Source organism: Ferrimonas sp. YIN67 (assembly GCF_057219095.1).
Window position 1 is genome coordinate 21,282 of sequence record NZ_JBXVVJ010000009.1, and the last position, 21,596, is coordinate 42,877.

Below are 21,596 nucleotides of genomic sequence, written 5' to 3' on the forward strand. Positions count from 1 at the left end.
ACAAGGTTCGCCGAATGTCAGGGCGCCAACCCGGCGTAGGGGATCCCCGCCATGGCGGCCAGTTCCCGATCCAGGGTGGTGATATCGGCCAGACTGAACTGGTCGAGGCGCTCGTGACCGCAGGCCCGGGCCAGCAGCTTCATCAGCTCGTTGGCCCCGGTAAGAAAGCGGCCAACCCGGGCGGCTCCCTCATCGGGATCCAGTCGGGCACGCAGCTTGGGATCCTGGGTGGCGATCCCCGCCGGGCACAGGTTGGTGTTGCATAGGCGTGCGCCGACACAGCCCAGGGCCTGGATCGCGGCATTGGCAATGGCGATGCCGTCGGCGCCCAGGGCCAGGGCTTTGACGTAGTCTGCCGGGGTGCGCAAGCCGCCGGTGATGATCAGGGTGACGCCATCGGCTCCTTGATCATCCAGGCAGCGACGGGCGCGGGCCAGGGCGGGAATGGTCGCCACGCTGATGTTATCCCTCAGGATCTGGGGGGCGGCACCGGTGCCGCCCCCGCGGCCATCGAGGATCAGGTAATCGGCGCTGGCCAGCAGGGCGAAGTGAATATCCTGTTCGATATGGTTGGCGGAGAGCTTGAAGCCGATGGGGATCCCCCCGGTTAGCTCGCGGATCCGATCGGCGCAGCGTTGAAAGTCTGCCGGTGTGATCAGATCGAGGAAGCGGGATGGTGAGATGGCGTCCTGACCCGGGGCCAGGCCCCGTACGGCGGCGATCGCCTCGGTCACCTTGTTGCCCGGCAGGTGTCCTCCCACCCCGGTCTTGGCCGCCTGGCCCGCCTTGAAGTGCAGTGCCTGAACCCGCTGCAGCTTGTCTTCAGAAAAACCGAATTTGGCACTGGCCAGCTCATAGAAGTAGTGGCTGCAGGCCTGCTGCTCGGTCGACAGCATCCCCCCTTCGCCGGAGCAGATCCCGGTCCCTGCCAGTTCGGCCCCCTTGGCCAGGGCGATCTTGGCTTCCGAGGAGAGGGCGCCAAAACTCATGTCCGAAACGAACAGCGGCATGGAGAGACGCAGGGGCTTGGCAGCCCGGGGGCCGATCACCAGCTCAGTGCTCACCGGCGCATTGTCCAGCAGGGGGCGGTGGGCCAGTTGGGCCGCCAGCAGCTGGATGTCGTCCCAGCTGGGCAGTCGCTCTCGAGGTACCCCCATGGCCACCATGGGGCCGTGGGCACCGAACTCGCCCCGGGCCAGGGCATGAATGAAGGCGACGTGGGGCTCCTCCGGGGTGGGGCTGGCCTGGGGGGCGTCGCCACTGATATTGGCGGCCTTGCCCACATCCTGGGGTCGGATCCCCCGGTGGCTGCCATCGCAATAGGGTTGATTGTTGCTTTGCTTACACAGGCACAGACTGGCCTCGCCGTCCTTATCCGGTGTAAAGGATTGCGGGGTGAGTCCGGTCCCCTTGTGGCTGCCATCGCAGAAGGGCTGGCTGGCGGAGCGGCCGCAGCGGCAGAACCAGTACTCCTGGCCGGCTTTCAGGGAGACTCGGGCGGGACGGTTGGCGGCGATCCTGGGTTTTTCCATGAGGGAGCCTGTTGCATTGGGGCGATCCCACAAGCCTAGTTCAGGCCCGTCGTCTTCGAGGCACTTGAAGTTCGCACGATTGGGCCCCACCTTTGAGATATGCATGCCGCGCCTTGCGTCGGCCCTTTGCCAAGGAACCTAGGAGTCTCATATGACCAACCCCCTGCTCGAGCCACAGGCCCTGCCGGCGTTTTCCCAGATCAAACCCGAACATGTTCAGCCCGCCGTTGAGCAGGCGTTGCAACACTGTCGCGAGACGGTGGAGGCCACCCTGGCGGCTGGCGGTCCCTGGACCTGGGACAGCTTAGTTACCCCCATCGACGAGGCGGAAGACACCCTGTCCAAGCTCTGGTCGCCAGTGGGCCATATGAACTCCGTGGTGAGCAGCGATGCCCTGCGCGCCGCCCACGATGCCTGCCTGCCTCTGCTGTCTGAGTACAGCACCTGGCTGGGTCAGCACAAGGGGTTATACCAGGCCTACAAGCAGCTGGCCGAGAGCGAAGGTTTCGCCGCGCTGTCCCAGCCGCGCAAGAAAACCATCGAAAACGCCCTGCGCGACTTCGAGCTGTCCGGTATTGGCCTGCCCCAGGCCCAGCAGAAGCGCTATGGCGAGATCGTCAGCCGTCTGTCCGAGCTGTCCAGCCAATATTCCAACCAGTTGCTGGATGCCACCAATGCCTGGACCAAGCAGATCAGCGATGTGGCCGCGCTCAAGGGGCTGCCCGAGTATGCCCTGGCCGGCGCCAAGCAGGCCGCCGAGCAGCGGGAGCTGTCCGGTTACCTGCTGACCCTGGAGTTTCCCTCCTATCTGGCGGTGATGACCTATGCCGATGATCCCGAGCTGCGCAAGGAGGTGTACACCGCCTTCAGCACGCGGGCATCCGATCAGGGCCCCCATGCTGGCCAGTATGACAATGGGCCGCTGATGAGTGAGATCCTGGCGCTGCGCCACGAGCTGGCCCAGTTGCTGGGTTTTGAGACTTATGCCCATAAATCCCTGGCCACCAAGATGGCGCAAACCCCGGATCAGGTGGTGAGCTTCCTCAACGAGCTGGCCCTGGCCTCCAAGGCTCAGGGCAGTGAGGAGTTTAAGACTCTGGCGGCCTACGCCAAGGCCAAGTTTGGCCACGATGAACTCAATGCCTGGGATGTGACCTATTTTGCCGAGAAGCAGAAGCAGGATCTCTACGAGATCAGCGATGAGCAACTCAAGCCCTACTTCCCCGAGGACAAGGTGCTGTCCGGGCTGTTCTACACCGTGGAGCGCCTGTTTGGCGTGACCGTGGCGGAGCGGGCCGAGTTTGACCGCTGGCACGACGGTGTGCGTTTCTTCGATATTGTCGGGGCCGATGGCGAGGTGCGGGGCAGCTTCTATCTGGATCTCTATGCCCGTCAGCACAAGCGGGGTGGCGCCTGGATGGACGACTGTCAGGGCCGCCGGGTGCGGGCCGATGGCAGCCTGCAGAAGCCAGTGGCCTACCTGACCTGCAACTTCACCTCACCGGTGGGCGATCAGCCGGCGCTGTTTACCCATGATGAGGTGGTGACCCTGTTCCACGAATTTGGCCATGGCATTCATCATATGTTGACGGCCGTCGAGGACGCTGCGGGTGTGGCCGGGATCAACGGCGTACCCTGGGACGCGGTGGAGCTGCCAAGCCAGTTCCTGGAGAACTGGTGCTGGGAGGAGGAGGCCCTCGCCCAGATCTCCGGTCACTTCGAGACGGGGGAGCCCTTGCCCAAGGCGATGCTGGATAAGATGCTGGCGGCCAAGAACTACCAGAGCGCCATGGTGATGCTGCGTCAGCTGGAGTTTGGCCTGTTCGATTTCCGCATGCACCTGGAGTACGCCGGGCAGGACAATGTGCAGTCCATGTTGGACGAGGTGCGCAGCCAGGTGGCCGTGGTCAAGGCACCGGAGTTCAACCGTTTCCAGCATGGCTTCAGCCATATCTTCGCCGGCGGCTATGCGGCGGGCTACTACAGCTACAAGTGGGCCGAGGTGCTCTCCGCCGATGCCTTCTCCCGCTTCGAGGAGGAGGGGATCTTCAATCCCGAGACCGGGGCGGACTTCCGCGAGCAGATCCTGGAGCGGGGCGGCAGCGATGAGCCGATGACCCTGTTCACCGCGTTCCGTGGCCGGGAGCCCAGCACGGATGCCCTGTTGCGACACAGTGGGATCCTTGGCTGATCCTGCCATCGTGCAATGACTCGCCAGGCCCAAGGGCCTGGCTTTTTTATGCCCGTGCTTCTGTGGTGCGGCGCTGTTTTCATTCTTTGCCGATAAGATGGGTGTCTCTTGGGAGATGGATTGGCGGGCGGGGTGATCGTGCCTGGGGCCACTCCTTGCCGCCACATTTACACTGTACGTTTGGTCACCAGGAACTGGCCTTGCTCGTGCGAACCATGCGCGTTCAAGGTTGTCGGTGAGCCGGTTCTCAAGTCTTCAACAGAACCGGAACCCGGGTAGCGACAGATCCTGTTGTTAGGCGTTGTCGTCAGGCGATCTCTTGTGAACGAAACAGATTTTAGCGACTTCCACTTTCCTCTCCCTTTTGCTAGGTCACACATATGCTCGCAACTGATTGTACAAAAAGGATTTATTCCGCCATTTGTGTGATCTGTAACTCAGTCGAATGAAGATGATTTTGGTTTGATAGCATCGAGGGTAATGGGCTGGTTTTGGCCAGCGTTCCAAAAAAAGAAGAAAAGGAATAAAAATAAATGAACAAGTCGGAACTGTTCAAATCGCGTGAGCAACGTATCTTGGCGGCAGCCTTGAGCACGGCCCGCAGTAAAGGCGCCCTGGATTTTCGTATGGCGGATGTCGCCCGTGTCGCAGAGTGTTCGGTTGGTACCCTGTACGGTCACTTTTTGAGCAAGGAGGATATGATGGCCGCCCTGGTGCAGATGGCACTGGGACGTCGTCAGCTCTGGTTCCAGCAGGTCAAGGAGATGAAGCTGACCAATGCGGAGCGTGTGGTTGTTCTGCTGCTGTCCGAGCGGACCCGGTTGATCCAGGATGAGGTGATGGCTCAACTGGAAATGCTGGTGAACTATTCCGAACTGTGGCGTCGTGCGGCCGACCAGCGTCAGATCGCCCTGCGTAGCTCGGTCAATGAACTGACGACTGTGTTGCAGGACGTGCTGAATATGGCCGTCGAGGCCGGTGAGTTGGCCCTGGATCCCGAAGGCGTTGAACTGTTGGCGGAGCGCTGTCGTGCATTGATGCTGGGCTTCCAGTTCCAATCGTCCCGTCAGACCCTGGCACCGGCAAAACCCTTGCGGGACGATCTGGTGATGATGGAAAGCGTACTCGCCATCTTGGAGGTCGCTGGTTTGCCTGCGCCTGCGGCGGGTTGGCAGCAGCGTGCCATAGAAGCCCTGGCCCATAGCGATCTGCAGTTGGACAGCCCACTGCTGGCAGAGGATGCGGCCTGATCCTTTAGCCTCCCTCGACAAGGGCCAGCCATGCTGGCCCTTGTCTGTTGTGATCCTTTCCACTACTCTCCCGCTCATTCCCCCCAACGCGTCCGGAGAGCCATGTTTCCCATCTACCTCGATCCGAATACCGACACCCCTGATTGCCTGAGCGATCTGGCCTGGCGCTGGGCGCTGCAGCACGATGATGACGCACAGTTTCGCTTGATCATCGAGCAGGGCAGGTTGCGGTTGTATGATCGACACCAGCCTAAGCTGGGCGCCATCGAGGTGGATCTGATCGGTGGCGCGGTGGCTCATCGACGAAAATTTGGTGGCGGCCGTGGTCAGTCCATCGCCAAGGCCGTTGGCTTGAAGAGCGGTGCCTGCCCCTCGGTCGTGGATGCGACGGCCGGACTGGGTCGTGACGCGTTTGTTTTGGCCAGCCTGGGGTGTGAGGTGACTCTGCTGGAGCGCCATCCTGTGGTGGCGGCGCTGCTGGAGGATGGTTTGCGCCGGGCGTCGGCCGATGCAGAGATCGGTCCCTGGATCCGTGAACGCATGCACCTGTTCCCCGGAAACAGCATCGAGGCCCTGGCCGAGCTCGAGCTGCAGCCGGATGTGGTGTTCCTGGATCCCATGTACCCCCACCGGGCCAAGTCGGCCCAGGTGAAAAAGGAGATGCGGGTGTTCCAGGATCTGGTGGGTGCTGATCTCGATGCCGATGGCCTGCTGGCACCGGCCCTGGCCTTGGCGACAAAGCGGGTGGTGGTGAAGCGACCTGACTATGCCGAAGACCTGGCAGGACAGGCTCCGACCATGGTGATCGCCACCAAGAAGAACCGCTTCGATGTCTATGTGAAGGCAGCAATGACCTCGTGAGCTGTGAGTGTGGCTGGCTGACGCCCCAACAAGCCCCTTTGGCGAGTCGTTTCTATGCCGAAGAGGGGCAAAAAGAGTCGGTGCGCAGGGATGAGCGGGTGGCAGTGATCCGTCGGGAGGGACGGATCGTCGCGGCGGTGCGCCTGAGCCCCAGGGACGGCCACTGGCTGGTGCGGGCGCTGCGAGTGGCCCAGGCATACCGGGGGCAGGGGGAGGCTCGTCGGCTGATGCAGTTCGTGCTGGCCGAGGGGAGGGAACCGCTCTGGTGTTTCTCCCTGCCTGAGTTGACGGCCTTCTATCTCAATCTGGGTTTCTGTCCCAGAGATCTGGCCGACGATCCCGTGCCCGAGGCGATTGCCGGACCTTTTACTGCCTATCGTCGTCATCAACCTCTGGTGCTCCTGTACAGGGTTTCGCCGGTTGCAGAGTGAGCAAGTGTTAACTTTTTGTGGTTGGTTGGGTTTTGTCTTTGTGATCTGACACAATGGCGTCAGTGCATTGGCAGAACAAGGAGTCCCATATGCTAGCCCAAGCCATGGTTGATAAGCTCAACGAACAGATCAACCTCGAGTTCTATTCCTCCAACCTTTATCTGCAGATGAGCGCCTGGTGCGAAGACAAGGGGTTCGAAGGGGCTGCCCAATTTATGCTGGCCCACGCTGACGAAGAGATGGGCCATATGCGTCGCCTGTTTCAGTATGTGGGGGAAGCTGGCGGTCTGCCCATGCTCGGTGCCATCGAGGCGCCGGATCATGAATTTGCTGATCTCCAGGATCTGTTTGCCAAGACCTATGCCCATGAGCAGCTGGTGACCCGCAAGATCAACGAACTGGCCCATGCGGCCTTCACCAATCAGGATTACTCCACCTTTAACTTCCTGCAGTGGTACGTGGCCGAGCAGCATGAGGAGGAGAAGCTGTTCAAGGGGATCATCGATAAGATCGAGCTGGTTGGTGGCGATGGACAGGGCCTCTACCTGATCGACAAGGAGCTGGCACAACTGGCCACCCAGGAGGGTCAGAGCGTGATGTCCCCCCAGGGCTGATCCCCTGAAAGGTGGAGCCCGATGGGGCTCTGCCGTCATCGGTACGTCTCGTCTATGAACCCAAGCAAGCATCCGAGTGTGTCCGGGGGGCAGTTGTTGCTCTTTGGTCTGCTTAACCTGCCCCTTTCCATGCTGATGTCGCCCACGGCGGCGATGTTGCCCGCCTTCTACCTCGAGTACACGGCCGTAACGGCCGCCGGGTTGGCCACCGCCACCCTGGTGGCCCGGATCTTCGATGGCCTGACGGATCCCCTGTTGGGCTGGTTATCGGACCGTACCGGGCGACGCAAACCCTGGATGGCGCTGGGGGTGGGGTTGGTGTTGTTGGGGCTTTGGCCCCTGTTCCAGCCCCCGGCACAGGCGGGCATGGGCCACCTGCTGGGCTGGTATCTGTTGATCACCCTGGGCTGGACGGCGGTGGAGATCCCCCACAGTGCCATGGCGGCCCAGCTGTCCGGCGATTACCATCAACGCAGTCGCATCGTCCTGTGGCGTCAGCTGCTGGGCTTTGCCGGCGGACTGCTGTTTATGGCCAGCCCAATGCTGCTGCTGGGGCAGAGCGGATTTACCCCCGAGGTGTTCCGACTGCTGGCGTTGTTTATCCTGCTGAGCCTGCCCCTGGGACTGGCTTTGATGTGGCGCGGGGTGGCGGAGCCGCCACTGCATCGCGATGAACGCCCTGGCCTGGCCGATCTGCTGGGGGTGCTTCGCTCGGTCCCCCTGTTGCGTTACTTCCTGCTCACCCAGATCCTCTTTGGTCTGGCGACCGGGGCGGTCTCCTCCCTGTTCGTGATCTACGCCAGTTTCTATCTGGGTCATGGGGATTCGGTGGCTAAGATCGCCATGCCCATGACGTTGGCGATGGCCCTGGGAATGCCCCTTTGGCTGCAGTTGCTCAAGCGCGTCGATAAGCACCGGGCCTGGGCGTTAGCCGGAATAGGCATGATCATCTGCCTGCTGGCGGTGCTGGTCCTGACGCCGGGAGCGGAGTCGCTCGGGCCCATGATCGCCATCATGACCGGCTTCGGTTTCTTCCTGGGCCTCTCCTCCCTGGCCCTGCCCTCCATGCTGGCGGATATCATCGATTATGACCGCTGGAGGAACGGTCGGGAGCGGGCCGCCATCCTCTTCGCCTTTCAGGCCCTGATCACCAAGTTTAACCAGGGGATCGGCGGTGCCATCGCCCTGGGGTTGGCCGCCTGGCTGGGGTTTTCCGGCAAGGGGGCGATCTCGCCAGAGGCCATTTGGGGCTTGAAGCTGGGCTTTGTGATCTGGCCCTGCCTGCTGTTGTTGCCCATGCTGCTGTTGGCCTGGCGTTACCCGCTGGATCGACGGCGGCAGCAGATCCTGGCCGCTCGGCTGGTACGGCGAGCGCAAGCTGGTAGACTCGGCAATCATGTTCACGCCGCATCGGATGCGACCCTTCAATGAATGATCTGGAGCTGGTGCGCCGCTATGACCGCGCCCTGTTTGACGACTACCAGCTGGCGCGCAGCTACTGTCTGGATGTGCCCACCTATGCCCTGGTGCATCTGCGCAGCGTGGCCCACCGGTTGACCACGGCACTCGGTGAGCAGGCGGAGATCACCTTTCGCAGCAAGAACCTGTATGACCGTATCGAGCAGCTGGCGAAGGCCAAACGGATCGATATGCGCCTGGCCCGCCGACTGCACAAGCTGCGCAATGATGGCAACAAGGGGGCCCATCCGGAAAAATATCGGCTGACCTCGGAGCAGCTGGTGAAGCTGGCGGCCAAATGCGTCAAGGATGCTGCCCGTCTTTGTGCCGATCTCTCCCCCCTATTGCTGCAAACTCAGGTACCCGATTGGCAGTTTGAGCCGGTGGATGCCGAGGCGGGTCGGGAGTTGTGTTACCGGGCGGTGATGCAGGACGACGCCGAGGCCCAATATCTGGTGGGACTCTCCCTGAAATCCCGGGGGCTGATGCGGCGTCAGCGGGAACACTCCTTTGCCCAGGCTAACGATAGTGAGGCGGTGGACACTCAGGGCTCGGCGCAGGATCTGGCCCAGGCGGCCCACTGGTTTGCCCAGGCGGCCGAGCGGCACCCGGGGGCGCGCTTCGAGCACGGCGTGGCCCTCCTGCATGGCTATGCCGGTCCGGTCGATCGGGCTGCGGCCCTGGAGCTGATCGAGGCCGCTGCGGCTGATAACAATGCCGATGCATTGGCCCTGCTGGGGTATTTTCATCTCAGCGGCAGTCAGGGCTATGAGGTGCAGCCCGGCCGGGCATTGAGTTGTCTGATCGCTGCGGCGGAGCAGGATCACCCCGAGGCGATGGCCAACCTGGCGGTATTGCATTATCAAGGCCTGTTAGGAGAGCCTGATCTCGAGCAAGCCCGTCACTTTGCCAGGCAGGGGGCGCAGGCGGGCTACCCCCATGCCCAGTATCAGCTGGCGATCATGTTGTTTGCCGGTGAGGGGGGCGAGGCGGATCCCCAAGAGGCGATCGGTTGGCTGCAGGTCGCCGCCGAGCAGCACTACCCCGAAGCCCTGGCGGATCTCGCCCAGCGTACCCTGGATGGGGACGGCGTGGATGCCGACCCGACCCGGGCGGCCCAATTGTACCGGCTGGCGATCCGTTATGGCCGCCTGCCCCGGGCCATGTTTGAGCTGGCCCTGGCGCTGTTTGATGACGAGATCCCCCAGGCCAATCCTGATGAGGCCCTGTCGCTACTGCACCACGCCTACCTGGGGGCGTCTCCGGGCTCTGAGTTGGCCGAGGCGATCTGGCGGATGGCTCCCGAAATTGTGCTGTCACTGGATCCTCAAGAGGTGACGCCGAGTTTGCGCGCCGCTTTCGATCCCCAGGGACACCCCCTTCGGTAACGCCGAGATGCAACTATCGGCATTCGTGCGGGTCCGAGTTTAAGAAAAGGCGTGTTATATACGCTTTTGAATTATGGAAATAAAACACTAACGGGAGAATAAGATGGGGATCCGAACCGCGGTGGCCGGAGTGGGTCTGGCGCTGGCATTTGGGGCGCAGGCCACCAGTGTTGATCCGGTCCAGAGCTTTACCCTGGATAACGGCATGAAGGTGATGGTGGTGGAGGACGACACCCTGCCCAATGCCAACATGTATCTGTTCTGGAAGGTAGGCTCACGCAATGAAGTCCCGGGGATCACCGGATTGGCCCACTTCTTCGAACACATGATGTTCAATGGTTCCAAGCATTATGGGCCCAAGATGTTCGATCGCACCATGGAAGCGGCGGGCGGTGCCAACAACGCCTACACCACGGAAGATCTGACCGTTTATACCGACTTTTTTCCCGCTACGGCATTGGAGGTGATCTTCAGCTTGGAAGCGGACCGCATCGCCCACCTCAACATTGCCCCCGAGATCGTTGAGAGCGAGCGTGGGGTGGTGGACTCGGAGCGACGCACCGGACTGGAGAATTCCAACTGGCGTATGCTGTCCGAAGAGGTGAAGGGCAGCGCTTTTCGAGCTCACCCCTATAGCTGGCCGGTGATCGGCCATGCCTCCGACATTCAGGCCTGGACTTTGGAGGATCTCACCGAGTTTCACCGTACCTACTATGCCCCCAATAATGCCGTAGTGGTGATCAGTGGCGCCGTGGTGTTTGATCAGGTTAAGGCCTACGCCGAGCAGTACTTTGGCCCGATCCCGGCCCAATCTCCCCCGGCTTCTGTGCGTACCGTTGAACCCGTGCAGACCGGTGAACGCCGGGTCTATGTGGAGAAGCCCTCGGTGTCCAGCCCCAACCTGATGCTGGCTTACAAGGTGCCAGCCACGGACGCCGGTGACTACTATGCACTGGATCTGGCCCTGGCCCTGTTGATCGATGGCAACAGGGCCCGGCTGAGCCGAACCCTGGTGGATGAGATGCAGCTGGCGGTGGCGGTGGATGGCTATCTGCCCATGAGCCTGGATCCCAACCTGCTCTACCTCTATGCCATTGCTTCGCCTGAGGCCGATATCGGTAACCTGGAAGCCGCCATGATCAGCGAGATTAATAAGCTGGCCAGGGCGCCGGTAACCGAGGAGGAACTGGAACGAGTGAAGAACCGTAAGTTGATGGCGTTCTACGAATCCCAGGAGACCCTTAACGGCCTGTCCGACGGCCTGGGTCAGTATGAGATCTTCTTTGGCGATTATCGTCAGCTATACCGTACCCCGGATGCTTACCGTGCGGTCACCGCCGCCGACATTCAGCGGGTGGCGCAAACCTATCTGATCAAGTCTCAGCGTACCGTCGGTGTGCTGGCCGCCGAGGAGGACCGGGACTGATGAAAAAAGTGATGACACTGTGTGCCGCCGTAGCCCTGGGCGGATGTGCGGCCGGGTCGAACCTACAGGCCGACGCACCCTCTTTCGTTGCCCCTCAGCCAGCCCAGGGGGGGCCGACCTTCCGGTTGCCAACCTATGAGCGGTTAGTCCTGGATAACGGATTGACCCTCTACCTGGTACCCAATGATAAGGTGCCTCTGATCAGTGTTACGGCCCTGGTTCGGGCCGGGGCGGTGAACGACAGTGAGCCCGGCATGGCGGCAATGACTGCCGAGGGGTTGCTGCTCGGTACCGAAGGCATGAGCAAAGCCACCCTGGAACAGCAGGTGGAAAGTCTGGGGGCCAGGATCCATGCCCAGGCGGGCAAAGAAGGCACTCAGCTCAGTGCCAAGTTTATGCGTAAGGATCTGGCGGCCATGCTCCCCTTGATGGCAGACGTGTTGATCCACCCGGCATTTCCCGTCGACGAGGTGGAGAAGGCCCGGGATCGCTATCTGGCGATGCTGGCCCGACAGCAGGAGAGTCCACGTCAGGTGGTAGGGCATTATTTTGACAGCCTGATCTACGGGGCACACCCCTATGCCAACATCAGTGTCGGCGAGGCGGACAGCATCGCGGTGATGGATCCCTTTGATCTCAAAATGTTCCATGGCAGCTGGTATCAGCCGCGCAACAGCGCCTTGATCTTAAGTGGCGACTTTGATCGCGACGAAGTGCTGGCCCTGGTGGAACGGCACTTCGGTGCCTGGCGTGATGGTGATACCCCGACGCCGCCGGATCTGACGGCCCCCTTGATGGCACCGGAGTCGGCCCGGGTGTTGCTGGTGGATAAAGCCGATGCCCGGGAGACCACCTTTATGATCGGCGGCGCTGGTGTGCCACGCAGCCACCCGGATTATGTGCCGCTGCAGGTGATCAATACGGTGTTGGGGGGGCGCTTTACTTCCTGGCTCAATGATGAACTGCGGGTCAATGCGGGACTCACTTACGGAGCCCGCTCTCGCTTTGCGGCTCTGGGTCAGCATGGCAGTTTTGCCATCAGCACCTTTACCGCGACCGAAACCACTCAGGAGGCGATGGCACTGGCGCTGAAGACCTATCAGCGTCTTTGGCAACAAGGGTTGGACCAAGCCACCCTGGACTCGGCCAAGGCTTATGTGAAGGGGCAATACCCAAGGCGGTTTGAAACCGGGGAGCAGCTTAACGATCTGGTGGCCACCCTTCACCTGTACGGTATGGATGCCGAACAGATCAATCGCTTCCAGGCCCAGGTGGATGAACTAACCTTGGATGAGGCACGGGCATTGATCGACAGACATTTCCCCAAGGACAAACTGCAGTTTGTCATGGTGGGAGAAGCTGATGCGATCCGGCCGGTGGCCAGGGAATTTGGTCAGGTAAAGGAAGTGGCGATCACCGAGTCCGGATCCCCGTTCTGATCCGGCCTTGCCTGCCCGGTTCACCGGGATGAGGAGGCATGAATGACGGAATTGGCTCTGGGGCTGTTGCTGTTTTTTGTGCCTCATACCCTGGTGGCAACGCCGATGACACAGTCGCTCAAGCGACGTTTGGGTGAGGGGCCCTACCGGGCCCTGTTCAGCCTGATTGCCCTTGCCGGACTGGTGTTGCTGGGGCTGGGCATGTCCCGGGCCCCAGACATTCAGATCTGGTCTCCCCCCCTCTGGTCTCGACACCTGGCGCCCCTGCTGATGCTGGTGGCCTGTTATCTCCTGCTGCTGTCGCAACTTGGTGGGGCGATCAGCCGCCAGACCGCTCACCCCATGTCCCTGGCTGTCCTCTGCTGGGCGGTGGCGCACCTGCTGGCCAATGGCAGTCAGGCGGATGTCCTGCTGTTTGGGGCCTTTGCTTTCTACAGTCTGATCGCCATCTGGCGTCAGTGGTCCCGCGGGGTACGGCCGCGCCTGCGGCCAGGCCGACTGGGTCGTCGTCATGAAACCTGGCTGGCGCTGTTGACTCTGGCCCTGTTTGCCACGCTCTTGCTGTTGCATCCTCACCTGTTTGGTTCCGCCTTGCTGGCGTAATGCACGCTGCGAAGGCTGGATGCCAGGCGGCGAATGCCACAGGTCGAGGGGGAGAACCTGACGGGATCTCGGCGCTTTGATATAGTTGGCGGCCAACCCGGTTTGATCTTCACTGATGGGAGCCATTCGATGGCCGTTATTCCAAAAAACTATGCGTCCCTGGAGCAGGGATACCGCGACAAGGCGTTGAAACTGTTTCCCTGGGTGTGTGGCCGTTGTGCCCGTGAGTTCCAGTACTCCAATCTGCGCGAGCTGACGGTGCACCACATCGATCACGATCACACCAACAACCCCAGCGACGGCTCCAACTGGGAACTGTTGTGCCTGTTTTGCCACGACAACGAGCACGAAAAATACACCCAGGCGGCGCAATACGGCAGTACCGTGCAGGCGGGGGAAGATCTCAAGCGCGAAGCGGCGACCCACAATCCCTTTGCCGATCTCAAGGCGATGATGAACAAGAAGTGAGGCCAGTACTCACATGGCAATAAGGGACCCATCTGGGTCCCTTTTGTGTATTTTGGGGACTAGCCGAGCAGGTCCTTGATGGCATGATAGAAGAACTCGCCATTATCGTGGCCGTGGTGGGCCTGCATCTTGGGAAACATGGAGATCGGGGTCATTCCTGGGAAGGTGTTGATCTCGTTCAGATAGATTTGACCATCTTGGGTTAGGAAAAAGTCGATGCGGGACAGGTGGCGCAGGTTCATGCCGACAAAGGCGCGGCGAGCATAGTCCTGCAGCTGGGTGATCTGCTTGGGGCTGAGATCTCTGGCCAGCACTGCCGTCTCGGTGTGACTGTCCTGATCGTACTTTTCCTCGTAGCTGTAGAAGGCGTCGTTCGGAGTGAGGATCTCACCGGGTGGGGTGATCACCAGCTCGCCGTTGAACTCGTAGGCGGCGAGTTCCAATTCGCGGGCGATCAGCGCCTGCTCCACCAGCACATAGGGGCCGTAGGAGAGGGCATCGGTCAGGGCCTGGTCCAACGCGTCATGACTCTCGACCTTGTAGCAGCCCACCGAGGAGCCCTGACAGGCGGCCTTGATAAACAGGGCACCATATTGGTCCAGCATCCGGTGGGCAGGTTCGGCCTGGGTCGGGTCGGTGATAAAGCCATAAGGGGTGTTGGGGATCCCCAGGGCGGTGAACCACAGCTTGCTGCTGATCTTGTTGATGCACAGCTTGCTGGCTTCACTGCCGCAGCCCAGATAGGGCAGGTCGATCAACTCAAACCAGGATTGAAGATCGCCAGTCTCGCCGGGATAACCGTGGATACAGGGGATCACGGCGTCAACGGGCCAGGGGGCAATCTGGGCCCCATCGGTGCGGACCAGTTGGCGCTGGGGGGTCAATTCATAGGGATCACCATCTTGATCCCGGTACTGACCTTTATGATCCAGTTCAAACCGTCGGATCTGCAGATCCGGATATTGACTGAGCAGCTGCTCGATAAAACTGGCGGAGACGAGGGACACCTGATGTTCGGTGTCGCCACCGCCACATAAGAGGGCGACATGATGTTGCTTCACGATAGGGTCTTTCTGTTCAATGAATTGCGCCTAGTTTGGCCTATCTGGTGGTGTGAAACATCCCCATTAGCCAGTTTTGCCCGCGTCGTCAGTTGGTGAGGGGGTAGTCCGGCGGTTGCAGATCACTGGCCGCAGGCAGGCCACCGGCACTGCGGGCCTGCCAGATCGCATTGTGGATGGCGGTCTCCATCACCTCGGCAGCCAGTACCCCCAGGGTGTTGATATTGACCGACCCTATCTCCCCCGTACCTGCGGCGAAGATGGCGTCGCCATCATTAAGGGTATGGACGGGGCGAATGGCGCGGCCATAGCCGTCATGGGCCATCTGGGCGATCTTGAGTGCCTCAGACTTGGTTAGGGTCGCGTTGGTGATGATGGCCCCGATGGTGGTGTTGCGACCGACAAAGCCACTGGCGGCCGCGCCCTGGCGGATCAACTCGGTACCATTGACCAGGGCATCGCCCGCGTCGTTACGGGTGCCAGCGATCTGTTGCCCCTGGCGATCAAAGATGTCTCCCCAGGCGTTCACCGCGACGATGGCGGCCACCACCAGGCCATTATCCAGCTCCAGGGTCTCGATCCCCAGTCCACTCTTGGTGGCGTGTGTCATGCCGCGGATCTTGCCGACGCTGGCACCGGTGCCAGCGCCGACATTGCCCTGTTCTGCTTGGCGGCGATTGGCGGCCCGAGCCGCGGCGGCCCCCATGGCGAAGTCGGGGCGGGACTTGGGATCCCCCAGCGCGAGGTCGAACAGCACGGCACCGGTAACGATGGGCACCCGGGCGACGCCGGTGTCGAACCCTATCCCTTCCTGCTCCAGCTGATGGGCGACACCGCTCATGGCATCCAGGCCAAAGGCGCTGCCGCCGGACAGGACAATGGCGTGCACCCGATCGACCAGGTTTTCCGGCTTGAGCAGATCGGTCTCTCGAGTGCCCGGAGCAGCTCCGCGCACATCGACCGAGGCAACGGCGCCGGCGTCGAAACGCAGCAGGGTGATCCCTGTGAGTCCTTCGGCGTCGCTGATCTGCCCGAGCTTCAGCCCCTGGATCTTGAACAGAGCATCGGCCGCCCAGACGGGTTGGAGGATGCACGCCAGCAAGGCTGGCAGTAGAAGCCGTCGCAGGGTGAGTCGCTCAAACTTGGAGGTGAGTGGTTTCATGGTGTTCGCTGGGAGAAATATGGTGGCCAAAGCCTAGTGGCAGCAGAGGCCAAGGACAAGCGAGGGGCACAGATGTGCCCCTCGACGCTGGGGTGAAGCGCTATTGGCGGCTCAGCTCCTGCTGGACCCGCTCTGGCACCACGTCATAGCGGGAAAACGCCATGCTCAGCTGGCCTTCACCACCGGTGATCGCCTTGAGGCGAGTGGCGTAGTCATCCAGGGCCGCCAAGGGAGCTTCGGCACTGATCTCCACCTGTTGATTCGCCAGGGCTGAGGTACCGCACACCATGGCGCGTAGTGAGCTGAGATCGCCGGTGATGTCGCCGACCTTGTCCTGACTGACCTGGACATGCATGTCGACGATGGGTTCGAGAATCACCGGGACGGCCAGTTGAACCGCTTCCAGGAAGGCTTTTTTCCCCGCCATATGGAAGGCGATCTCCTTGGAGTCCACCGGATGGTGCTTGCCATCGAGGACGGTCACTCGAATGTCCTGCATCGGGAAGCCCGCCAGGACGCCCTCGTTCATCGCCTCGCGCACGCCTTTTTCCACGGCGGGAATAAATTGGCTGGGGATCGCGCCGCCCACCACCTTGGAGGCAAACTCGAAGCCACTGTCCCGGGGAAGGGCCTCTACCATCAGCTCCACTTCGCCAAACTGGCCGGCTCCTCCAGTCTGCTTCTTGTGGCGATAGCGGAACCGCCCCTGGCTACTGATGGTCTCCCGGTAGGCCACGGCGGGTTTCTGGGTGTCCATATCCAGGTTAAACACCTTCTGAGCCTTCTCCAGGGCGATCTGCACATGCATGTCCCCCAGCCCCTGCAGTACGGTCTGATTCTCTTCGCTGGCATGGTGAATATGCAGGCTGGGATCCTCGGCCACCAGCTTGTGAAGGACCTCGGCCAGCTTCTGCTCGTCACCCCGCTTCTTCGGCCGAACGGCCAGGCCAAACAGTGGCTGGGGCAGGGTCGGTTCAATCATGTGGAAGTGATCTTCTTCATGATTGTCATGCAGGATCGCGCCCACTTCCAGGCCGTCGAGCTTGGCCAGGGCAACGATATCGCCGGGCAGGGCTTCGTGGATCTCCAGCTGTTTCTTACCCTGCAGCTTGAGCAGATGGCTCACCTTGACCGGCTTGCGCTCGGCGCCGATAAACAGCTTTTGCCCGGTGAACATGCGACCCTGATGGATGCGGAACACGCCGAGCCGACCAATAAAGGGATCGATGGCGACGCGGAACACATGGGCCAGCAGGTGGGCATCGGGCTCTGAGCCGATCGCGACAGGCTTGGCATCATCACCGAAACCATTGACGAATTGAGGAGGGTTGGCCTCTGTGGGGTTCGGCATCACCTGACACAGCACCTCCAGCAGGTGGTCGATGCCGATATCCTGTTCGGCGCTGGCAAAGCAGACGGGCACCAACTCGCCCTGACGCAGGGCCTGCTCCAGCGGTGCATGCAGTTGTTCGGGCTCGATAGATTCGTCCTGTTCCAGGAACAACTCCATCAGGGCTTCATCCTGCTCGACAACGATGTCGATCAGTTCATCGTGGCTGCTCTTGACGTCACCAAACAGGGTCGGTGTCGCTTCATCGGGCTTAAAATAGCAATCGACCACGGCTTTGCCGTCGGCGGAGGGCAGGTTCAGAGGCAGGCATCCATGACCGAACTGCACCTGGATCTGATCCAGCACGCCAGCCAATAGCGCTTCGTTACCATCGATGTGGTTGATCACTATTAGGATCGAGCGACCCTGGCGGCGGGCATCCTCGAAGGCTCGTTGGGTGATCTGTTCGATCCCCCGTCCGGCATTGATCACCAGCAGGACACTCTCTACCGCGGGCAGTACCATCTGGGCACGGCCAAAAAAGTCGGGTATTCCGGGGGTGTCGATAAGGTTGATATGGTGGTCGTGGTGGTCGAGGGAGAGGAATGAGGCTTCTAAACTGTGGTGGTGCTGGATCTCTTGCGGGGTGAAGTCGGCATGGTTAGTGCCGTTGTCCACCCTGCCACGGTGGCGTATCGCTTCGGCCTGGTAGAGCAGGGCTTCGATTAGACTGGATTTGCCACTGCCGGTGTGACCGAGCAGGGCGACGTTCCTGATCTGTGTTGTGTGTTGAGCGGGCATACTGGCCTCCTTGGATCAACAAGTCCCGTCCCTGTCGACTATAGGGGGGGCTGGCGGGTAACGACTTGACCGGGATCAGTTCTTGCTGTGTTGGCGATGGTGGAAGTCATCCGGTATCGAAGATCCAGAATAGACAGAGAACGACGAACGAGGAGGAAGAGATGGGTTCATCAATGGGATATTTCTCCCCGACCAGCTTGGCTTTCCTGACCGAGCTGGCCAGTCATAATGAACGGGTGTGGTTTGCCGCCAATAAGGAGCGCTATGAACAGGAGGTACGAAGGCCCGCCCTGGATCTGATCCAAAGCTTTGCGCCTCGCCTGGCACAGTTTGCCCCCCGCTTTCGTGCGGAGGCGAAGAAAGTCGGCGGCAGTCTGATGCGACCCTACCGGGATACTCGTTTCTCCAAGGACAAGTCGCCGATCAAGACCAATGTGGGGATCCAGTTTCGCCATGATCTGGGCAAGGATGTCCATGCCCCCGGTTACTACCTGCATATCGAGCCGGCAAATTGCTTTATCGGGGTGGGGATCTGGCATCCCGATCCCAAGGCGCTGGCGGCGATTCGGGAAGCGATTGATAGGTCCAGTCTCCGCTGGCTGGCAGCCCGGGATGATGGCGAGTTCTGCAGCCGTTTCGCACTGCAGGGAGACAGTTTGATCCGTCCCCCCAAGGGCTATGACAAGGAGAACCCCATGCTGGAGGATCTCAGGCGCAAGGATTTCATCGGGGTAATGCCTTTGACCGATGAACAGGTGCTGGGTGAGGGGCTGCTTGATGTGATGGAAGAAGCCTACCAGGGCGCCGATCCCTTTATGCGTTTTCTCTGTCAGGCACTGAAGTTGCCCTGTTAAATACTCGTTCCGAATTGTGCGCTCCCGGACGCACGTTGAGTGCTCTCCGGTTTTGGTCTCTGCGCCCTTAGAACCCAGGACCCAGGACCCAACACCTCGGCTCTAAGGGCCCCACATCATTGCGCCTCCACCGCTGCCCGATAAATATGGAGCTGACGTTAGAGCCGCTTTCCGGAGAAAAACTCTTTTCCTTATGTGAATTATGGTCTTGCCTTGGCTCCCACTTTTGCATTTTCCCCGGTTTCCCGGGGCACGATTGGCGAACCGGAGGGTCCTATCTGGATAAGCTCAAGGGCAAAAGACAGCAAAGGAACAATAGGATGTGGATGAAACGGGTGGCGGCTTCGGTGGCGTTGGGATGGATGGGCAGCGCCATGGCAGTGAGTCTGCCGGCCGCCCCGGCGGTGGGCAAACTGGGAGCGGTAGTGGTGGATCCCTACGGCAATGCCCCGTTGACGGCGGTGATCGAGCTGGCGGGCCGACAGATCAGTGATGTTCAGGTGGTGGTGCAGGGCAAAGGTGAGGAGGGTGTCAGCATCGAGTACCCTGTGGGTTCGAGCAGTTTGCTCACCCATGATGGCATTCCCCTGTTTGGCCTGTATTCCAACCATTTGAACCGGGTGACCGTCAGCTACCAGTTGGCGGGAGAGGCGGTGACCGAACAGTATGAGGTGCGCACCGGCTCCATCAGCAATCGCTATATGGACAATCGCTCGACCTCCGAGATGCAGCAGGTCGAGGTCAAGACTGTGGCGCCGGGCTTTGAGGATCGCCTCTATCTGATCAACAGCCATACTCTGCTGCCCCAGGGCTCCGATCTGCACTGGACGGGCAACAAGGGGGCCAGCGATGGCCTGATGGATGCCAATCCGGCGGGGGGATCCTTGCCGTTCGATGCGGTGCCCATGCTCTACCTGATCGATACCCAGGGGGAGGTCCGCTGGTGGCTGGATCAGGCCGCGGTGTATGACGGCAAAGACGTCGACGTCAACCGTCGGGGCTACTTGATGGGCCTCAACCCGACGGCCACCGGCAGCTACACCTTTGTCCAGGGACAGCACTGGTACGAGATGGATATGCTGGGGCGCATTGCCCTGGATCAGAAGCTGCCTCGCGGCTTTATGGATGCCTCCCACGAATCGGTGGAAACCCCCCAGGGAACGGTCCTGCTGCGGGTGGCCAAGCGTAACTACCTGCGCGAAGATGGCCAGCGGGTCCATACGGTGCGGGACCATATTATCGAAGTCGATAAGAGCGGCAACCTGCTGGATGTCTGGGCCTTGCCGGAGATCCTGGATCCCTTGCGGGACGATCTGATCCTCGCCCTGGATGCGTCAGCGGTGTGCATCAGCCGCAATGTGGATGCCGAAGGGCAGGAGGTGATCCTGGAGCCGGATGCCCCCTTTGGCGATGCCCTTGGGGTGGGGGCCGGACGCAACTGGGCCCATGTGAACTCCATCGCTTACGATCCCAGTGACGACAGCATCATTATCTCACCGCGCCATCAGGCCAGCGCCATCAAGATCGGCCGGGATAAAGCCGTGAAGTGGATCCTCGGACCCAGCCAGGGCTGGCGGGGCGAGCTGGCTTCCAAGCTGCTCAAGCCTGTGGATGCCAAGGGCAGGGCGATCGCCTGCAGCGAGAAGGGCGAGTGCGAGGGGGACTTTGATTTCAGCTACACCCAGCATACGGCCTGGTTGAGCAGCAAGGGTACCCTGACGGTGTTCGATAATGGCGATGGTCGTCACCTGTCCCAACCGTTTTTCTATAAGGACCGGTACAGCCGCTTCGTGGAGTACAAGATCGACGAGGCCAAGGGCACGGTGCAGCAACTCTGGGAGTACGGCAAGGAGCGGGGTTATGACTGGTTTAGCCCCATTACCTCAGTAACCGAGTATCAGGGGGATCGCAACACCATGTTCGGTTTCGGGGGATCCATCGGTCTGTTTGAGGGCGGTAATATTACCGGTAAGATCAACGAGATCGATTACGATACCAAGAACGTTAAGGTGGAGATCGACGTGATCTCCGATAAGACAGGTTCGCCCCATTACCGGGCCTTGTTGATCCGTCCCGAGCAGCTGTTCCAGTGAGTGAACCGACGACCAGAGAGGTGTGGCTCTTTGGTACGCGGGCCGCTAGCCTTAACGCATAACGCCACAGAAGGAGACAGGATGAAACGGATCCTAATGGTATTGGCGGCGGGTCTGCTGACCGCCTGTGGGCCAGAGCCACTGCCCGAGGAGGACGCCGTCCTGGCCACGGTCAGTGGCGAGGCCTTCTACCGGGAGCGGGTGTTGTTGGCACCCGGCAGTCGAATGACGGTGACCCTGGCGGACGTGTCCAAGCAGGATGTGGCGGCGGAGGTGATCGTCAGTGAGACCCTGGAGGTGCAGGGGCCGCCGCCCTTTGTCTTCGCCTTGCACTATGATCCGGCGCGCATCGATCCCCGTATGACCTATTCCCTGGGAGTACGGATCGAGGAGGGGGGTAAGCTGCGCTTTATCAGCACCTCCCATGAGAACCCGTTTGAGGGGGACAATCGCATCCTGCTGGAGGGGGTGGGACAATAGAGCAGCCGTTAGTCGTTAGCGATTAGCCATTAGAGGCGGGACGCCCCAATCTCAGTAGCTTTACAAACAACAAGTCCAGGAACCTCTTGTGACAAGAGCGAGGGTGGCCGGGCTCATTGTCTAAGAGTGAGCAGGAGCGTTAAAACAAAGAAAA

18 protein-coding genes are annotated in these 21,596 nt (G+C 60.8%); 14 read left to right on the plus strand and 4 right to left on the minus strand.

Features of this window, described 5'->3' with window-relative positions:
- Positions 1–17: 17 nt before the first annotated feature.
- On the minus strand, positions 18–1,532 hold the full coding sequence (locus AC2D8U_RS17005; protein ID WP_484620267.1) for a glutamate synthase-related protein: 1,515 nt from the start codon (positions 1,530–1,532) through the stop codon (positions 18–20).
- 151 nt (positions 1,533–1,683) lie between these two features.
- Between AC2D8U_RS17005 and prlC the strand changes: the two genes are divergently transcribed.
- From prlC to AC2D8U_RS17060, 11 genes are all read left to right on the plus strand, one after another.
- Positions 1,684–3,723: an oligopeptidase A gene (prlC, locus tag AC2D8U_RS17010; protein WP_484620268.1), complete on the plus strand. Its 2,040-nt coding sequence runs from the start codon at positions 1,684–1,686 to the stop codon at positions 3,721–3,723.
- Positions 3,724–4,256: 533 nt separating this feature from the next.
- Complete coding sequence (locus tag AC2D8U_RS17015) at positions 4,257–4,973, plus strand: TetR/AcrR family transcriptional regulator (protein WP_484620269.1); 717 nt, start codon at positions 4,257–4,259, stop codon at positions 4,971–4,973.
- Between the two features lie 102 nt (positions 4,974–5,075).
- Positions 5,076–5,834, plus strand: a complete 759-nt coding sequence (locus AC2D8U_RS17020) for a class I SAM-dependent methyltransferase (RefSeq protein ID WP_484620270.1) — start codon at positions 5,076–5,078, stop codon at positions 5,832–5,834.
- On the plus strand, positions 5,831–6,265 hold the full coding sequence (locus tag AC2D8U_RS17025; protein ID WP_484620271.1) for a GNAT family N-acetyltransferase: 435 nt from the start codon (positions 5,831–5,833) through the stop codon (positions 6,263–6,265). The genes AC2D8U_RS17020 and AC2D8U_RS17025 overlap by 4 nt, the downstream gene beginning before the upstream one ends.
- A gap of 89 nt (positions 6,266–6,354) precedes the next feature.
- Positions 6,355–6,879: a non-heme ferritin gene (gene ftnA, locus AC2D8U_RS17030; protein WP_484620272.1), complete on the plus strand. Its 525-nt coding sequence runs from the start codon at positions 6,355–6,357 to the stop codon at positions 6,877–6,879.
- 54 nt (positions 6,880–6,933) lie between these two features.
- Complete coding sequence (locus AC2D8U_RS17035; protein WP_484620273.1) at positions 6,934–8,310, plus strand: MFS transporter; 1,377 nt, start codon at positions 6,934–6,936, stop codon at positions 8,308–8,310.
- Complete coding sequence (locus tag AC2D8U_RS17040) at positions 8,307–9,725, plus strand: DUF4145 domain-containing protein (protein ID WP_484620274.1); 1,419 nt, start codon at positions 8,307–8,309, stop codon at positions 9,723–9,725. Before AC2D8U_RS17035 ends, AC2D8U_RS17040 begins: the two co-directional genes overlap by 4 nt.
- Positions 9,726–9,828: 103 nt before the next feature.
- Positions 9,829–11,151 carry a M16 family metallopeptidase gene (locus AC2D8U_RS17045; protein ID WP_484620275.1) on the plus strand — a complete coding sequence of 441 codons (1,323 nt, stop codon included), beginning with the start codon at positions 9,829–9,831 and terminating at the stop codon, positions 11,149–11,151.
- Positions 11,151–12,590 carry a M16 family metallopeptidase gene (locus AC2D8U_RS17050; RefSeq protein ID WP_484620276.1) on the plus strand — a complete coding sequence of 480 codons (1,440 nt, stop codon included), beginning with the start codon at positions 11,151–11,153 and terminating at the stop codon, positions 12,588–12,590. The genes AC2D8U_RS17045 and AC2D8U_RS17050 overlap by 1 nt, the downstream gene beginning before the upstream one ends.
- Before the next feature lie 42 nt (positions 12,591–12,632).
- Positions 12,633–13,193 carry an NnrU family protein gene (locus AC2D8U_RS17055; protein ID WP_484620277.1) on the plus strand — a complete coding sequence of 187 codons (561 nt, stop codon included), beginning with the start codon at positions 12,633–12,635 and terminating at the stop codon, positions 13,191–13,193.
- Between the two features lie 129 nt (positions 13,194–13,322).
- Positions 13,323–13,661: a YajD family HNH nuclease gene (locus AC2D8U_RS17060; RefSeq protein ID WP_484620278.1), complete on the plus strand. Its 339-nt coding sequence runs from the start codon at positions 13,323–13,325 to the stop codon at positions 13,659–13,661.
- 59 nt (positions 13,662–13,720) lie between these two features.
- Here AC2D8U_RS17060 and AC2D8U_RS17065 read toward each other — a convergent pair whose 3' ends face one another.
- From AC2D8U_RS17065 to fusA, 3 genes are all read right to left on the minus strand, one after another.
- Positions 13,721–14,722, minus strand: a complete 1,002-nt coding sequence (locus tag AC2D8U_RS17065) for a D-alanine--D-alanine ligase (RefSeq protein WP_484620279.1) — start codon at positions 14,720–14,722, stop codon at positions 13,721–13,723.
- 88 nt (positions 14,723–14,810) lie between these two features.
- Entirely contained in the window at positions 14,811–15,884 is a 1,074-nt protein-coding gene (locus AC2D8U_RS17070) for a P1 family peptidase (protein WP_484620280.1), read from the minus strand.
- Between the two features lie 100 nt (positions 15,885–15,984).
- Positions 15,985–18,015, minus strand: coding sequence for an elongation factor G (gene fusA, locus AC2D8U_RS17075; protein ID WP_484620281.1), 2,031 nt, complete (start codon positions 18,013–18,015; stop codon positions 15,985–15,987).
- A gap of 161 nt (positions 18,016–18,176) precedes the next feature.
- On the opposite strand from fusA, the gene AC2D8U_RS17080 reads away from it, so the two are divergent.
- From AC2D8U_RS17080 to AC2D8U_RS17090, 3 genes are all read left to right on the plus strand, one after another.
- On the plus strand, positions 18,177–18,869 hold the full coding sequence (locus AC2D8U_RS17080) for a DUF2461 domain-containing protein (RefSeq protein ID WP_484620282.1): 693 nt from the start codon (positions 18,177–18,179) through the stop codon (positions 18,867–18,869).
- Between the two features lie 320 nt (positions 18,870–19,189).
- On the plus strand, positions 19,190–20,962 hold the full coding sequence (locus AC2D8U_RS17085) for an aryl-sulfate sulfotransferase (protein ID WP_484620283.1): 1,773 nt from the start codon (positions 19,190–19,192) through the stop codon (positions 20,960–20,962).
- An 81-nt stretch (positions 20,963–21,043) separates the two neighbouring features.
- Positions 21,044–21,442 carry a YbaY family lipoprotein gene (locus AC2D8U_RS17090; protein WP_484620284.1) on the plus strand — a complete coding sequence of 133 codons (399 nt, stop codon included), beginning with the start codon at positions 21,044–21,046 and terminating at the stop codon, positions 21,440–21,442.
- Positions 21,443–21,596 lie beyond the last annotated feature (154 nt).

Coding starts and splice junctions, on each gene's coding strand:
- AC2D8U_RS17050 (WP_484620276.1), top strand. CDS start 11,151: ATGAAAAAAGTGATGACACTGTGTGCCGCCGTAGCCCTGGGCGGATGT.
- AC2D8U_RS17060 (WP_484620278.1), top strand. CDS start 13,323: ATGGCCGTTATTCCAAAAAACTATGCGTCCCTGGAGCAGGGATACCGC.
- AC2D8U_RS17080 (WP_484620282.1), top strand. CDS start 18,177: ATGGGTTCATCAATGGGATATTTCTCCCCGACCAGCTTGGCTTTCCTG.
- ftnA (WP_484620272.1), top strand. CDS start 6,355: ATGCTAGCCCAAGCCATGGTTGATAAGCTCAACGAACAGATCAACCTC.
- AC2D8U_RS17035 (WP_484620273.1), top strand. CDS start 6,934: ATGAACCCAAGCAAGCATCCGAGTGTGTCCGGGGGGCAGTTGTTGCTC.
- AC2D8U_RS17090 (WP_484620284.1), top strand. CDS start 21,044: ATGAAACGGATCCTAATGGTATTGGCGGCGGGTCTGCTGACCGCCTGT.
- AC2D8U_RS17015 (WP_484620269.1), top strand. CDS start 4,257: ATGAACAAGTCGGAACTGTTCAAATCGCGTGAGCAACGTATCTTGGCG.
- AC2D8U_RS17085 (WP_484620283.1), top strand. CDS start 19,190: ATGTGGATGAAACGGGTGGCGGCTTCGGTGGCGTTGGGATGGATGGGC.
- AC2D8U_RS17070 (WP_484620280.1), bottom strand. CDS start 15,884: ATGAAACCACTCACCTCCAAGTTTGAGCGACTCACCCTGCGACGGCTT.
- AC2D8U_RS17055 (WP_484620277.1), top strand. CDS start 12,633: ATGACGGAATTGGCTCTGGGGCTGTTGCTGTTTTTTGTGCCTCATACC.
- fusA (WP_484620281.1), bottom strand. CDS start 18,015: ATGCCCGCTCAACACACAACACAGATCAGGAACGTCGCCCTGCTCGGT.
- AC2D8U_RS17045 (WP_484620275.1), top strand. CDS start 9,829: ATGGGGATCCGAACCGCGGTGGCCGGAGTGGGTCTGGCGCTGGCATTT.
- prlC (WP_484620268.1), top strand. CDS start 1,684: ATGACCAACCCCCTGCTCGAGCCACAGGCCCTGCCGGCGTTTTCCCAG.
- AC2D8U_RS17005 (WP_484620267.1), bottom strand. CDS start 1,532: ATGGAAAAACCCAGGATCGCCGCCAACCGTCCCGCCCGAGTCTCCCTG.
- AC2D8U_RS17040 (WP_484620274.1), top strand. CDS start 8,307: ATGAATGATCTGGAGCTGGTGCGCCGCTATGACCGCGCCCTGTTTGAC.
- AC2D8U_RS17020 (WP_484620270.1), top strand. CDS start 5,076: ATGTTTCCCATCTACCTCGATCCGAATACCGACACCCCTGATTGCCTG.